Below are 15,625 nucleotides of genomic sequence, written 5' to 3' on the forward strand. Positions count from 1 at the left end.
TAAATAAAATAAAGGGGCTGTCTCATGGACTTTTCCAAAATGACAAACCTCTAACTTAAAAATATAGTGAGTCACCTTCTGTTTTCTAGTAAAACAATGGGGACTCACTTGTTTTTTTGCATCATTATTAGATATTCATAGAACCTCTTAATATTGCTATATCTTTAAGCGAATTATACATAAATTCGCCTATTATGCTTTGATCTCATGAATAAAATTTTATGTTCACAGTCCTCACACGTCTCACATTCGTAAATTTTAATCTCTGCCTTATACCCTGATTTTCAAGGTATTCATTGAACGCTTTAATATGGCGTTGAAGGGAAGTTTTTCGTTTGCCTTTACCATAGACAAATGTAATGTCTAACTGCTGCTGCTTTTTATTAAGAAATCAAAAAAGGGTGTCTCACCATAGATTTATTGATCTATTTGATGAGACAGCCCCTTTATAATAAGTAATAACAACTATAAAATAATTGATATTTTATTTTCTGCTACAATTTAATTATTTACTGGTTTAAACTGAAAAGCATAGCTTTGTTTATTCCCTCTTACATATTCTACATATACTCTATATTTATGATTTGCTATCATGTAAAAAGGTGTATAGGTATTTCCAGTAATTGTACCTTGATGGATAATTTCACCTGTTGCATCATCTACCATATATGTAAATACCGCATTTTCAGTGCCTGATGATAAAAACTGATATCTTACTTGTTGGCTTTCTGTAGCAGTATATTCAAAATAATCGACATCGCTAGAATCTTTTATTGATCCAATATATTGCTTCATATCTGGACATATATTAGCAGTTTCTTGAGTATTATTAGGCTCTTCTTCCATACTAGACTTTAAAACTAAATGACCTATCTCCTCATCTGTAAGTGATAATTGATAAGTTGTGTTTGATGAACCATTTAATCCTAGCACTCTTATATAGTATCTATGATCCTTTTTAAAACGAAAATCTTTTTCAGTTACTTTTGAAGTCATGATTTCAGCAGATAATAAATCTCCTGTAGTTTCATCATATATCCAAGCTACAAATCCGTCATTAGTTCCTTGGTGTATAAATAAAAAATGTACATCTCTATCTTCACTAAGAATCTTAGTTCTATAATAATCATAATCTTGATTATCAGTTGCTATTCCACAAGTAACTGATGTCAATTCAACCATATTTGCTTGTGCTAATGAATCATTTGGTTCCATCTCATCAGCGGCTTTAACATTTATAGATATGGACATTACCATAATTAACGCTAAGCATAAAGTACTTATTTTCTTAATATTCATCTTATATCTCCTTCACTGTTTAATAATATTTACTAATTATTATATATTAAAGCTGCAGCATTAATAACGATTTAAAATAATATACTTATACTATTAGTTTACTAAATTCTTTATATTTGTTAATCTTTTTAATGTTTATTATACTATTTCTATTTAACTATTCAATCATATTTTTAATTTTCGTTATTTTTTATTTTTTAATAAAATACTCTAACTTTATATAAGGTCAAATTATCTTATAAGGTTACAAAAAATTTTATTTTTGTTACTTTTAACTGAATTTATTACAAATTCTTTATTTATATTTACAACTAACATTTCTATATGCAAATAATATAATTTATGCAATATTTATATTTACTTTTATTTCCTTAATCATAAAAAATTCCACATTATAAAACAACTTATCTTTTTAAGTAAATTTTGTAATTATATCAAATATACCTTTAATTCATAATATTATTTCATTATATTCATCTGTTATTAAAATTACAAATTAAACCAAAATAGTCCTACTTCCAATCAAGAAAGTAGGACTACACATATACTAAAACTTAGTTTAATTAATAAATCTTATTTTATGTACTCTTTAACTTTAAACCATACTATCTTATCAAAGATCAGATACTCATTTATATATGTATAAGGTTCAATTTTTGACTCATCTGAAAAACTATAAAATGGTAATCCTGTACCATTTGCTCTATCAATATACCATTTCATGAAATTATCAACTTCATTCATTGTAATTCTATATTCGTATACATCTGTTGTAGATAATTTAATTTGTATTACTGCTGTATTTATATTTTCTATCATTGCTGAAGCAATGTTTGAATTATCACTTTCTACATCATTTCTCACTGCACGAACTACATAATAATAAGTAACTTCTGGTTCAACATTATTATCTATGTAAGTTGTGTCTGTTACATTAGAAGCTATTACAGTATCTATAGAACTTGATATTGTTGATCTTAAAATAGTATAGCTATCTGCACCAGAAACTTCCTTCCATGTAAGATTTATTGTATCATTATCTGGTTTTGCCACTAATTCATTTGGTTGCATTATATATATCAGTTCTCCAGATTCATCAATATCAATAGCATCACAACTAAATCTTATTCCATCAACGGAATATATCTCAACCTCATGTGTACCATATTCTAACCCTGTTTTTTCTGCTATTATTGATTGTTGTGTATAAGAATCACTTTGCCAAGCACTAAAAATTCCTATAAACTCTCCATCTATTTTTAATCCTACCTGCTTAGTATATTCATCAAATATTGAACCTATAAAACGAATCTGTGTACCAACAAATTTAAAGTTAATTTTGCACTTAATTACTTCATTATTTGAGAGACCGCTTGGTATATAATGTTGAATGCCTCCGTATGCTAATCCACTTGAATCTACTTTCCATTCATCTCCTACGTAATTAATGCATTTATTATCATCATCATACCTTTTCCAACCAGCTTCTGGTTGTAATAATTGATCACCCACACCTGCAGCATAAACATTAATTCCGCCAACTACTATAATCATTGTAATAAATACAACCAACTTCTTAATATTTTTCATTATATATCGTCCTTTCCTAATAATTTATGCCAAATTATACCATATTACATACTCAATATATAGCCTTATAATTAATTAATTTACATAGTACAATTAAGTATTGTGCTTTTTTCGACATAATATTTATTCATATGTATCATCAACAAATTCTTATAATTAACACATAAATATCCTATAACAAAGTATAAAAAAAAGCTACAGACTTTATAATATAATCTATAGCTTTAATTTTATATTTAATTTTTGTTTTCTAATTATTTTATATTTAATAAAACTTATTCTATTTCTTATACATTTGGATTGTATATGGTATGCCTGAATAATAATCGTTTGATGTTACCCCATGTACTATTACCATATACTCTGTACCTTCAACTAATTTAAAATCAATGTCCTCATAACAGTTGCCTTGTCCAACAGTTTCATTTCTATCATTATCATATATTATAATTTTATAATTTCGTGGATTAAAAAATAATCTTGCTCTTACATCTCCTGTATAGTCAGATATATATTTATAATAATCTACATCTGAACTACTAGAAATGGTTGCATTCACATTCCCTTTTAAGAAATCCACTTCAAAAGCTTCTGAAAAAGAATCACTAGGTTCATATGCAGCATCACCTGTTGTTTCAAAATTGTCTTGCCTTAATTCATATTCCTCTGTTGAATAGTCATATGTAGGGGAATATACGAAAATTAAGTATTCATGATCTTTTGTAACAGGGAATCTAACAGTTTCTGCTTGACCAGGTCCAGCACTTGTGGATTTTGCAATTCGTACTATATCACCCTGTGGATTTTTATAATGAACAATTATTCCATAATTCTTACCCGCTGGAGGAGTTAATGTCAATGTTTCATATCCTTCACTATAATATTCAGTTTTATACCAATCTTGATCTCCGCTTCCATTTATTGTAGCTTTTACTGGTACACCATGTTTTAACAATGGTACCTCTACAGCTGTACCGTAGGTATTATTAGGTTCATAAGAATCACTAGCAGCCATTACAAAAAAGCTATTGGTTAAAACCATAGATAAACATAATATACTCATTATTAATTTTTTTTTCATTTTCATTCTCTCCTTATATATTCTTGTTAATCAGATAGTTGTAAAGATCTGTGCACAGTATAATTCCTTTACATTGCATATTATAACAGAATATTCTTTTAACATATGTCGAAACTTGTTGTCTAATTATTTTTTATCAGAATTTATTATATTTATTATTATAATATGTATTTTTTTATATTTTTTCACACTTTGTGTTATTGATACAGATAATTGTCCTATAATCTACCAATATAACAAAAAAAGAATCATTATAATTAAACTAGCTGATTACATTAACCCTAATCTCCTGCCCCACCAAAACGTATCATCATATCTGAATATACATCACCCTCAGCAGTAACAATATCAAATATATCTATTCGGTATATTTTACCTATTATTGTAGGCTTTTCCCATGTAACTATAACTTTTGTACCTGTATTTTATTCATTCTTTCTACTTGCTCTTTTTTTAATTTCTTCACCCTTTCCAACTCTATACAAAATCAATCTTTTGCTTGCCTTCTTATAAATTGAAATGTCCATGCTTCATCTTTAATTGTTTTAATCTCGATGCTTTCATCAATATAAACTGCTTCAATAAATGTAGGTTTATTAACTTTCTTTTCTTCGCTGTTATGATTAAAAAATAAGGCTATACTCAAAACATTAAAAACTTGTTCTTTATAAATCATTTTATAGTTGCTCATATCTATTCCCATATTATATCTCTATTCCAAAACTAGTTCTTTTGTTATTATAATGATTTTGGTATAATTAATAATCGGCAAATTGTAATTTACATAAGGAGGTATTCTCTTGTATGAATATAAATTCGTTAAATTAAAATTAAGTAGTTTTCTTAAAAATACAGATCAAGATTATCATGCAGTGATAACAGAACATGCGCATCAAGGATGGAGACTCAAACAAATATTTGCTCCTCCCATATCAGGTTATGGAGTTGCTAAATTTTATGAACTAATATTTGAACGTAAACTCTAATAATATATACAATTTGCTGATTATATATACTAAACTCACTTCTAATCCCTCCTAAACCAAGCTTTACTTCACTTCTTCGTAATAATCTCTAGTGCTTAAATCAATATAATTTTCCTTCCCACTTATTAGGTTTTAATGTATAATTTATACTATAACTTAGTAGGAGGTAGTATTGTTATGTTACAAAGATTTGTTTTTTTTATAATTATTGCTTTCTTTTCTTTTTTTGGTTTAGACCTTCTAGCACAATTAGTAGATATTGCTATGGGAAATAATCCAATTGATGATGACTTTCATGCAATAATTGTAGTAGGTACTATTGTTATATGCTGTACATATTTAATTATTTCTAAGATTAATGAGCTTAAGGATTCTCTACATTCACATGATAACGATGATAATCACAAAACTAATATTTAATCCTATTATTCATCACTAAAAGCTACTAATTTCCTCATATTTTCTCTCTCAAACACTTTATCCCCTGTCATCTTAGCAATACACTCAATCCCCAGTATTGCTATATCTGATTTTCGACTCCTTTGGTAAAGAGGTACATGTTTCGTTGTACTTATCTACAATCTCCTGACAGATGTTCTTTTTCTTTTCTGGAACTTGATATGGTTCATCTGTTTTTGTATATATATTATTATTACTTGTATTATTATCTTTTTTCACAGTTTTCTCAAAGGGGGTTTTCGACATTTAGAGGGAGGGCTTCGATATCTGGAAGGGGTACATTATTGTATTCACGATTAAATCCTTTGTTGTGTTTCCTCCTTCTTTTTTATAGAATGATAGATAGTTTTTCTATTTAGCACCATTCTTTTTCGCTAGTTCTTTTTCTTTTTTGATTCTTTCATCATGTTTCATTAATACCTTATATACAAATTCAGCTACCTCTTTTTCACGTCTTTTTCTTTCTTCATCTGAAATGTCTGGATAAATATTAACTACTTTGTAAGGCATAAAATCAACTCCTTCTAATGAATTTTATGAGGTACTGTTTGTACATTATTACTCTCATTATGTTTCCTCAAAAGAAACAAATATTACATAAAAATATCTTCTACCTTCTTACTTAGTTTATTAGATATTTTTAAAGCTTCATCAATTGAAATTTTTATTTTGCCATTTTCTTTTTTATAATATGCTGATGTAGTCTTTAAACCCAATAGTTTAGACATTTCTTGAGCAGTAAAATTTTGTCTTAGTCGCTCTTCCCTTAATTTTGCATACAAATTATCACCTCCTATCAGTTTCCAATGAGGATATTTTTATTATAGTTTCCTTATTGGAAATTGTCAAGAGTTTCACTCAAATTGTTTCCAAATCTTATACTTAGCTTGTTAGTATCCATTATGGAGAGTATAATATAAATAGTTACAAAGAAAGGAAAATATATATGTTTAGTAATAGATTAAAAGCTCTTAGAATCAAAAATAACATGACTCAAGAAGAACTTGGTAAAAAAGTAAATTTAAAAAAAGCTGCTATTTCTAAATATGAAAATGGTAAATTACAACCTAATATTGATATGATTATTAAATTTGCAGAAATTTTCGGCGTTTCGGTAGATTATATATCTGGTAGATCTGATAAACTTACACCTATTTCAAATAATAAAACCAATAATGAAGTAGATAAAAAATTAGATAATTTTATTGAAGAAATAGAAAAAATTGATGGACTTATGTTTAGTGGTAAACCAATGGATGAATCTACAAAAGATGTTCTTTTAAAGATGTTAAGAACTACTAAAGATATGGCAAAAAAAATGAATGAAAATAATAAATAATAAGACATTTATTCTAATCTTATACAGCTCAAACGACTACGAAAAAGGCATTTTAGATGAGCAGTTGGATAATTATCCACTGCTTTTTTGTGTTTAAATATATACTATGGAGGAGTTTAAATGTATGAACCTGTTAAGAACGTTAGCCCAACTATAACGTTATGCTTTAATAAATCTACATCTAATAATTTTGATTATGTATTTACTAAAACAAAAAGAATGTCATGAATATGTTAGTTACAGGAAATCAAGCTATATTATAGTTGATAATCAAAAATATTTTCTATCAAAAATCAGAAAAGGATTATGCTGTTATCGCAATAAGTGTATATCTACTAATCCATCTAATTATTGCTTTGAATCGTTAGACGAAAATAGATTTAATAGTAATATTTTTGGTTGCAAGTATAGTTTAACTAACAATTGTTTTAATGGTTGGTTACCCGGAAATTTAGATGATAACAACATATTTCATGTTGATAAAGAAAAAATCAGAGAAATTATTATTGATAGATTAAATATTGATTTACAATATTGTCCTGCCCTAGATATGAATGAAATTATGTCTAACATTGAAAATTTACCAGATACTATAAATCCATTAATTGACGATACTTTTGATTATCTATATGATGAATATGATAAACCTTATGGAATAAAGTTTAAAGATTATCATAAAAACTTACCTTTATACAATATTCTAACTATTGATGCACATGAACAATTAGATAATTTAGATACAAAAACTAATATTATAAATAGGACAAGTAGAATCCCAATATTTAATAAACTTACTTCATTTTTGGCTTATATTCCTAGATTTAGAAAACGTATAAAATGGAAGATGATAGTGCATCTATATATTATTTAATAGCTATTACACAAGTCTGTAATGGTAGACTCGAATTTATAATAATGTTTTTATTACCTTTTGTTATTTTTAATGTAATGTACATAAAAAGTTTATTTGGTAAGTTTAAGGATAATAAATCATAATATTCGTCTGTGCTTTTTTAATAAGTATATTTTGACAATGAATGTCGAAATATCTAAACAGTAAGTATAGAGTTTACTATAATTCATAAAAGGAGAAAAATCATGAAAACATTACTTCCTATTTTGGGAGCTATAGTTCCAATTATTTCTATTATTATATCAGAAATAATAAAAACAAGATTTGGTTATAAAGAGTATTCTAGGTGTAAACCATACAACAAATATAAAGGAGATCCTTTTATTAATACAATGAAATGGATAAATTTTAACTGTTTATCTATTGTTTTACCAATATTTATATATAGTTCATTCAGTTTAATTTTGTATTTAAATAAAATTCCACTAACAATTTTTAAGACTATAATTTATATATTGTTTTTCTTAGAATGTGCAATATATATTATTTTCCTACCAAAAATAAAAGCCAAAAATAAGATATCCGATACAGACATTAAGTCAATTAAAAAAACTAAAATTCTATTATTACTAACAAATATTCCACTATCTCTTATATTATACATTGGAATTATATATTATTATGGAATTTATATTCCTACCAATGAAGGAATTGGATTATACTTACTGATTACTAGCATTATATTAATATTAATAGGCATGATATATTCAAAAGATTTTTATATACAATATTTACCTAAGTTTAAATTCAAAGTATATCTTAAAGATAGCATTGACAATACATGTATTGAATGTATTAATATTACCGAAAAAAATGACAGAGTAGTTTTAGAAATTGATAAAGATAATGCTATAAAAAAGCAATATATAGAAAGACCAATGAATGATATTAAATTCATTGAAACATATGTAGAATACACTATTTAATTATGCTTAACTTAAACATTAACTTATAGAGAGATTGATAAAATGCAATGGATAAAACATAAAATAAATAATCTGCTTGAACAATATGGTACAAATGAACCAACTGAATTAGCCGATTACTTAGGTATAGCAATAATTTACGAATACTTAGGTAATAACAATGGATTATATATTAATCAGAATGGTTGTAAGTTTATTGTTGTTAATAAAAACTTAGATTATTATGACCAACGTGTAATTATAGCTCATGAACTAGGACATGCTGTACTCCATAGTAATCTTAATATGGCTTACTTAGAGAATAATACATATTATTCAAGAGATAAATTTGAATATCAGGCTAACTATTTTGTAGCTAACCTACTTCTACCAGATGGATTTGAAAAAGATGTTGATTTTGAAGGAATGAGTATTAACCAAATTTCTGGATTAGTTGGTATGCCTATAGAATTAGTTAATATTAAATTATATTTTTAGTAAGTGTCAATTATATATTCATGTATTTATTCTTATGTAACAGGTGATATATTATCATTTAAATAGTTATATAATATTTAAACTACTAGTTTAGTTAGAAAGGAATTTATTATGAATAATCAATTAAGGTTAATAAACTCTACAATAACAAGATTTCAAAAAGAAAATGATTTAGATGATCAATTTCTTTTTGAGATATTTTCAATCTCACAAATTCTAAAAAGTAAAAATATTGATTTTGTTGATATTGAGAATAGTATTGTTGATGGGGGTAATGATGGTGGAATAGATAGTGTTATAGTATTAGTCAATGATACTAATCTTAATACTATTGAAGAATTATCTGAACTAGAAATAAACAGAAAAACTGAGTTGGAAATTTTTATCATCCAAACAAAAGATTCAAATAGTTTTAAAGAAAGGGTTTTTGATACATTAAGTCTCACATTCCAAGATGTTTTTGACTACACTAAAGAATTAGAAGATTTAAATTCAAGATATAATCATTCTCTAGTTGATAAAATTTTCTTGTTAAGAGAAGCAATTGATCAAATTATGGTTACTACCGATAAAGTTAGAATAAATGTAGTTTATGCTTCTAAAGGAGATACAACTCAAATATCTAATGGAGTAAAAAATAGAGCTCAACTACTAGTTCAAACACTTAAAGAAAAGTCATCTATTTCAAACTGTGAAGTTTTATATTATGGAGCTAATGAATTAAGAAAAATATTTATTGAACCTGAAGAAACAGAATTAATTCTTAATTATAGAGACAGTTTCAGTTCCAGTTTCTTAGATGGAAGCAGTGTTGGATATGTACTTACAGTTAATCTAAAAGACTATTTTAACTTTGTTACAAAAGATAAAACAATCAGAGAGAGCATTTTTGAAAATAATGTACGTCATTTTCAAGGTAGTATTACAGTTAATAAAGGTATAAATGAAACCCTTAAAAATAGTGAAGATATAGAGTTCTGGTGGTTAAATAATGGTATTACTATACTATCCCCTGAAATAGTTCCTCTACCCGATAACAAATTACGATTAAAAAATATTCAAATCGTAAATGGTTTACAAACTACGTTTTGTATATATAACCATTATAAAGAAAAAGGAATTGATACTATAGATGAAAAAAGGTCTGTGCTAATTAAAATTATTAAAACAAGCGACCAAACTACTATGGATAAAATTATTTATTCCACAAATAGCCAAACAATGGTAAGAGCTGCTGATTTAAGAGCAACAGATGAATTACAAAGAAATATTGAAAATTACTTTCTTAGTAAAGGTTACTATTATGACCGTCGTAAAAACTATTATAAAAATATGAATAAAGATCGTTCTAAAATATTTAATATAGCTAAGACCGCACAGTATATTGAAACATTACTATTTAAAAGACCGAATTTAGCAAGAGCTAATCCTACCTCCTTACTAAAAACAGATGAAAATTATAGCAGAATTTTTAGCTACGATTTTAACATTGATAGCTATTTAAAAGCTTGCTTACTCCATACAAAAGTAAGTAAGTTTATAAAAAAAATTCCTTTAGATTCAGATATAATAAATATAAAATATGGGGCTTCTATGAAAAATTTATCATTTCATCTTATGCTTATTACTGCTATTTTATATTTTAAAAATTACGGATTTAATGATACTGATCTAGCTAATTTAGATTTAGATAAGATTGACCAAAAATTATTTAATCAATCACTACTATATCTTGTTCAGATATTAGATAAATTAGATGATACTAGAAGTATAATTAATATTGCTAAATCAAGTGCTTTAACAAAAGAAATAACAAATGAATTCATTAATAAAGATAAATCTGATTATGAAATAATAGATAATTTAACAGAAATGGTTACTGAACTAATTGCAGTATCACTTGAAGAAAGAAAGGATGACCTATAATGCCTTGTACAGAAGTTGAAAGTTGGACAATTAATGACCTATTAGACGCATTTAAACAACAACCATTAAAAAAGAAAAAGATTATTATACCGCAATATCAACGTAATTTAGTATGGAATAATTCTAAGAAAAAATTATTAATAGATAGTATTAAAAGTGGTATGCCAATTGGAGCTTTTCTATTATTTAATGAAGGTGCAGAAGATGGAAATATTAGATATCATTTAGTAGATGGACTTCAAAGATCTACATCTATTAAAAATTATAATGAAAATCCTACTCTATTTTTCTCTCCTGACAACATTGATAAAAATTTTAGAAACATCCTAGTTGAAACTTTTAAAGATGATGAAAAAAAGCTTGTTAAACTATTTGTTGAATGGGTACAAACGCTAAAAGGATTTAATGAAAATGATGGATTTTCTTCATATTCAGCAATAACTTATATTGATGAAAAAACAGATAATAAATTAGATAAAAATCAAACTAAGTTAGCTACAAATTCAATAATTACATATTTGGACGAAATCAAACAACTAAGCAATATTAATGATATAAAAGTACCCATTATAATTTATCACGGTAATAAATCAGACCTACCAACAATATTTGAAAGAATTAATTCAAAAGGTACACAACTAAATAAGTATCAAATATATGCAGCCACATGGTCTATTTATGATTCGTTTGATATTAATAATACAGAGATAATAAAAAAAATACAAGCTAAATATGAAGCTTTGATAGAAGAAGGGCTTGAAATAGATAATTATGACCCACTAAATTTTAATACTGCAAGTTTTAATTATTTTGAATATTTATTTGGACTAGGAAAATTACTTTGTGAAGATGAAAATTATTCCAATTTGTTTGGCAAAAATAATAACAAAAAGGATCAAACAGAATCAATAGGATTTAATCTTGGTTGTATTTGTCTTGGTAATGACTTGAAAAAAATGGGTAAATTGCCAACGTATTTACAAAAAATTGACCTTAACAAATATGAAAAATGCATATTAGATTCAGTAAAAATTACAAATAAAATACTCAACCCTTTTATTGGTTTTAAAGCTAATACCAAAAGCAAAGGAAATCCAGTTATTTATCATACTGAAATGCAAATAATATCTATTATAGGTAAAATATTTAAAAGTAAATATGATGAGAATTTAAACCTTCGAAATGGTTACTCTCAATCTATTGATAAATTAAAGCGTACAATACCTTTACATTATCTTTATGATATATTACGCAATTATTGGAGTGGTACTGGAGATAATAAAGCACTTGAATTGATAAAATCAGATAAATATAAAACTGAAATAAAACAATCTCAATGGGATTTAGTATTTGATGAATGGTTTGAAAATGACATATCAAAAAAAGAAAAAAGTAGAATAACAATTAAACCTCAATCAATACTTTTATTACGTTTCATATATACACATTTATTCAGTGCACATGAAGAATTATCTCATGAAATTTATGAAATAGAACATCTATGTCCAGTTAGTAAATTGAAAAATGCAGCAAAAAATGTAGATGGTTTGCCAATAAGTTGTATTAGTAATTTATGTCTAATAGAAAAAGACTTAAATAGGTCTAAAAACAATAAGACAATATATCAATATTATGATGAACGTAAAACAGAAGGTGAATTTACTGAAAAACAAATTAAAGAAGAAATTGAACATATAGAATCTAGAACTTTTACTCAAAGAACTGATCTAGAATTCATGAATGATTTTAAAGATGACTCAATACAAGATTATTATAATTTTTTAGAAAAGAGATTTTATATTATAAAAGATAAGTTTTATAAATTAAATAAAATTGTTAATGACTAATATAGATTAGTATATACTTTTACTATATAATAATGGTGAATCTTAATAAGTAAGTAATAGATTCACCATTGTATATTTCTATATTTTTTCTAGAATATATCTAGCTAGGTCAATATCGCTATCTACTATAAATTGAAATATTTTTCTTATATTAGAACGTCTCCTATCTACTGTGGAACTTGATATATAATTTTTAAGATACTCTGATAAGTCAAATGATGAATCATTAAGAACTTTTGATACAATTACTTTTATAATATCTAATTTAAAAACCTGATATAATACTAACTTATGTTGTTGCTCTTGTTGAAGATTATAAAATATATTACCTAATCTAGTAATATGAATTTTTCTTGGTCTATCACAATCAATATAAGCAAAATCCATTAATTGCGCAAACTTAGCGTGATTTTCTCCATATTTTTTATATGCAAAATCTGTTTTACCAACTTCTTCCAAATATTGTCCAAGTTGATTATATGTAATACCAATAATATTTGAAGACACTAGACTTTCAGGAGTATCATATACAGCTTTATTAAATTTACTAAATTGAGGTATAGTATTGGGGGAAATAGTACAATTTTCAGGACAGTTAAAAACAACAGAATATAAGTTATACTCTAATATGCTAGTATCTAATTCTAAAATTTTATTAATATAGCTATCTACCAATTGTTTATAATTAAGATCATTAGTATTATTATTTATATATCTTGATAAAAATTGTTCAATTAATTTTCTATCAGAAGTTTCAATACCATATCCATTTACACATGTTGTATTATTACAATTAATAAATAGATTTTTAAAGGTTTCATATGAAAATGCATTTATTAGTCTTTCATCATCTAGAATTAATACATTTGTTTCAATATTATCTTTTGTCTTTATATGTATATTAGAAAAACTATCTATTAATTCAATCGCTGAAAATTGAGAATTACCGTTTAAAAAATTATTGATATTATTTTCAAACACAAATTGTATTTTAATAGACTCATCTTTAAAAATATTCTTAAATGTATTTATAATAGCTTCTGCTAATTGTACATTTATATATTTACAATAAAAAATAATACTTTTTTTAGGTTTGTTGTTATTTACCCATTCTTTACTAATCTTATCATCTATAATATAATTCATATATACCCTTGTATACTAAATATATCAGATTGATACATCAGTATACTCTCCTTTCTTATTTCTGCTTTATATTATTTTCCTATATAATATTTAGATAAACGTTGTGGAGTATTCCATGTTTTACCTACGGCTCGACCGTTGAATGGAGGGTATACCCACAACTATTATTCAAAGGATAAATTAGCTGGTTAACGCTTGACGTTTCATTTACAAGGTCATCCGAATTTTAGTTTGTGGTCGCACAATGTTTAAATATATCTAGGAGGTCTTAACATGCTTTTTATTGGCATTGATGTCGCTTCAAAAAAACATGATGTAATTATTATTTCAGAGTACGGTGAAATCCTTTCAGAGTCTTTTACTATCGAAAACTCTTCTGCTGGATTTAAAAAACTCCATACGGAAATTTCTTCCCATACGGAGCTTTTTGATAACGTCCATATAGGGCTTGAAGAAACTGGTATTTACTCCAGTAACATCCGTGACTTCTTGCACTCTGCCGGTTTCAACGTGTATATGATTAACCCCGTTCTAACCCACCACAGTAGAATGGCATATTCACTAAGAAACACAAAAACTGATAAACTTGACTGCCTTGCAATCTGTAGATATATCATGCATAATTTCACGCATCTCAAACCCTATATATCTACACTATACACGACTTCTGAACTTAAGTCATTATCTAGATTACGTCTAGATAAACTTCATACCCTTGCAAAGGCCAAAATGGAGTTCACTCGATTGCTCCAGATTACTTTCCCTGAGTTTATCAAACACTTCAAACAGCATTCTCAGTGGGCTATGAATCTTTTCTCTTCTTATCCAGCTCCTGCTAAGATTGCTCGTATGCATCTTGACACACTTGTAAGCATTATCAAAATCAAGGGGGATCGTGTTTCTGCTGCTCAATTAATCAAAAATCTTGCTAAAAAAACAATTGGTGATACTTCTATTACCAACTCACTTCTTATAGAGTCTATCATCGATGACATCAATCACTACAACAAACAGATTGCTATTATCGATAAACATCTTGATGCTCTGATGGCTGATTTTGATTTTATAACAACAATACCAGGTGTTGGTAACGTTATTGGTGCTTCTATCATTGGTGAAATCGGTGATATCTCACGCTTTAATTCACCTTCTCAACTATTAGCATTTGCCGGTCTTGATCCCTCCATCTATGAATCAGGAGAGTTCAAAGGTAAACGGTGTCGCATATCTAAACGTGGCTCTAAATACCTCAGAACTTCCATTTTTACAGCTACACGTGTTGCGTGTGTAGGAAAAGGCAAGAACAATCAATTCCGTCAGAAATATCATAAGAAAAAACTTCAAGGCAAGCATCATAATTCTGCACTTTGTAATGTGTCCAAAAACATGATAAATACCATTTTCGCTATGCTTAACAGTAAAGAGGATTTTATATACATTACATAACTCACAATATAATTTAGGTATTCTTAGCAGTACCTTTATTTATGATGTTCTTTTTTATCTATTCAATATTTTCTTCTTTTATTTCATTTTTTACTTGACTTTTGTATAGCTGGCTCCATTTTATTTTACTAACATAATAATAACATATTTATTTAATATGTTCAAAAATAATGATCGTTTTTTGTCTAAG

At 26.5% G+C, this 15,625-nt stretch carries 17 protein-coding genes; 9 read left to right on the top strand and 8 right to left on the bottom strand.

Annotated elements, in window-relative coordinates; translation table 11 throughout:
* Positions 1-501: 501 nt before the first annotated feature.
* From HYG85_RS04885 to HYG85_RS04900, 4 genes are all read right to left on the bottom strand, one after another.
* A complete protein-coding gene (locus HYG85_RS04885; protein ID WP_212692537.1) occupies positions 502-1,299 on the bottom strand; it encodes a hypothetical protein in 798 nt (265 codons plus the stop codon).
* Positions 1,300-1,872: 573 nt separating this feature from the next.
* Positions 1,873-2,889: a fibronectin type III domain-containing protein gene (locus HYG85_RS04890; protein ID WP_212692538.1), complete on the bottom strand. Its 1,017-nt coding sequence runs from the start codon at positions 2,887-2,889 to the stop codon at positions 1,873-1,875.
* Positions 2,890-3,169: 280 nt separating this feature from the next.
* Positions 3,170-3,970, bottom strand: a complete 801-nt coding sequence (locus HYG85_RS04895) for a hypothetical protein (protein WP_212692539.1) — start codon at positions 3,968-3,970, stop codon at positions 3,170-3,172.
* Between the two features lie 487 nt (positions 3,971-4,457).
* Positions 4,458-4,673 (bottom strand): hypothetical protein, encoded by a 216-nt coding sequence (locus HYG85_RS04900; protein ID WP_212692540.1) that lies wholly within the window; start codon positions 4,671-4,673, stop codon positions 4,458-4,460.
* A gap of 97 nt (positions 4,674-4,770) precedes the next feature.
* On the opposite strand from HYG85_RS04900, the gene HYG85_RS04905 reads away from it, so the two are divergent.
* Both HYG85_RS04905 and HYG85_RS04910 read left to right on the top strand, forming a co-directional pair.
* On the top strand, positions 4,771-4,956 hold the full coding sequence (locus tag HYG85_RS04905) for a DUF4177 domain-containing protein (RefSeq protein ID WP_113671906.1): 186 nt from the start codon (positions 4,771-4,773) through the stop codon (positions 4,954-4,956).
* A gap of 177 nt (positions 4,957-5,133) precedes the next feature.
* A complete protein-coding gene (locus HYG85_RS04910; protein WP_212692541.1) occupies positions 5,134-5,376 on the top strand; it encodes a hypothetical protein in 243 nt (80 codons plus the stop codon).
* A gap of 84 nt (positions 5,377-5,460) precedes the next feature.
* Here the strand turns inward: HYG85_RS04910 and HYG85_RS04915 are convergent, their stop codons facing one another.
* From HYG85_RS04915 to HYG85_RS04925, 3 genes are all read right to left on the bottom strand, one after another.
* Entirely contained in the window at positions 5,461-5,634 is a 174-nt protein-coding gene (locus HYG85_RS04915) for a hypothetical protein (RefSeq protein ID WP_212692542.1), read from the bottom strand.
* A gap of 132 nt (positions 5,635-5,766) precedes the next feature.
* Positions 5,767-5,925, bottom strand: coding sequence for a hypothetical protein (locus HYG85_RS04920; protein ID WP_212692543.1), 159 nt, complete (start codon positions 5,923-5,925; stop codon positions 5,767-5,769).
* 83 nt (positions 5,926-6,008) lie between these two features.
* Complete coding sequence (locus HYG85_RS04925) at positions 6,009-6,197, bottom strand: helix-turn-helix transcriptional regulator (RefSeq protein WP_212692544.1); 189 nt, start codon at positions 6,195-6,197, stop codon at positions 6,009-6,011.
* Positions 6,198-6,361: 164 nt separating this feature from the next.
* Here HYG85_RS04925 and HYG85_RS04930 point away from each other — a divergent pair, with 164 nt between their 5' ends.
* From HYG85_RS04930 to HYG85_RS04955, 6 genes are all read left to right on the top strand, one after another.
* Positions 6,362-6,754 carry a helix-turn-helix domain-containing protein gene (locus HYG85_RS04930; RefSeq protein ID WP_212692545.1) on the top strand — a complete coding sequence of 131 codons (393 nt, stop codon included), beginning with the start codon at positions 6,362-6,364 and terminating at the stop codon, positions 6,752-6,754.
* A gap of 196 nt (positions 6,755-6,950) precedes the next feature.
* Positions 6,951-7,625, top strand: coding sequence for a hypothetical protein (locus HYG85_RS04935; protein ID WP_212692546.1), 675 nt, complete (start codon positions 6,951-6,953; stop codon positions 7,623-7,625).
* Positions 7,626-7,852: 227 nt separating this feature from the next.
* The gene (locus HYG85_RS04940) at positions 7,853-8,593 is read left to right on the top strand and encodes a hypothetical protein (RefSeq protein ID WP_212692547.1); all 741 of its coding nucleotides are present in this window, start codon (positions 7,853-7,855) and stop codon (positions 8,591-8,593) included.
* A gap of 42 nt (positions 8,594-8,635) precedes the next feature.
* Positions 8,636-9,070, top strand: coding sequence for an ImmA/IrrE family metallo-endopeptidase (locus HYG85_RS04945; RefSeq protein ID WP_212692548.1), 435 nt, complete (start codon positions 8,636-8,638; stop codon positions 9,068-9,070).
* A gap of 111 nt (positions 9,071-9,181) precedes the next feature.
* Positions 9,182-10,996 carry an AIPR family protein gene (locus HYG85_RS04950; RefSeq protein WP_212692549.1) on the top strand — a complete coding sequence of 605 codons (1,815 nt, stop codon included), beginning with the start codon at positions 9,182-9,184 and terminating at the stop codon, positions 10,994-10,996.
* Positions 10,996-12,843 carry a DUF262 domain-containing protein gene (locus tag HYG85_RS04955; RefSeq protein ID WP_212692550.1) on the top strand — a complete coding sequence of 616 codons (1,848 nt, stop codon included), beginning with the start codon at positions 10,996-10,998 and terminating at the stop codon, positions 12,841-12,843. Before HYG85_RS04950 ends, HYG85_RS04955 begins: the two co-directional genes overlap by 1 nt.
* Positions 12,844-12,921: 78 nt before the next feature.
* On the opposite strand, the gene HYG85_RS04960 is transcribed toward HYG85_RS04955, so the two are convergent.
* Positions 12,922-13,989 carry a hypothetical protein gene (locus HYG85_RS04960; RefSeq protein WP_212692551.1) on the bottom strand — a complete coding sequence of 356 codons (1,068 nt, stop codon included), beginning with the start codon at positions 13,987-13,989 and terminating at the stop codon, positions 12,922-12,924.
* Between the two features lie 273 nt (positions 13,990-14,262).
* On the opposite strand from HYG85_RS04960, the gene HYG85_RS04965 reads away from it, so the two are divergent.
* On the top strand, positions 14,263-15,435 hold the full coding sequence (locus HYG85_RS04965) for an IS110 family RNA-guided transposase (protein WP_113671495.1): 1,173 nt from the start codon (positions 14,263-14,265) through the stop codon (positions 15,433-15,435).
* Positions 15,436-15,625 lie beyond the last annotated feature (190 nt).

Source organism: Vallitalea guaymasensis (assembly GCF_018141425.1).
GTDB classification, from domain to species: domain Bacteria; phylum Bacillota; class Clostridia; order Lachnospirales; family Vallitaleaceae; genus Vallitalea; species Vallitalea guaymasensis.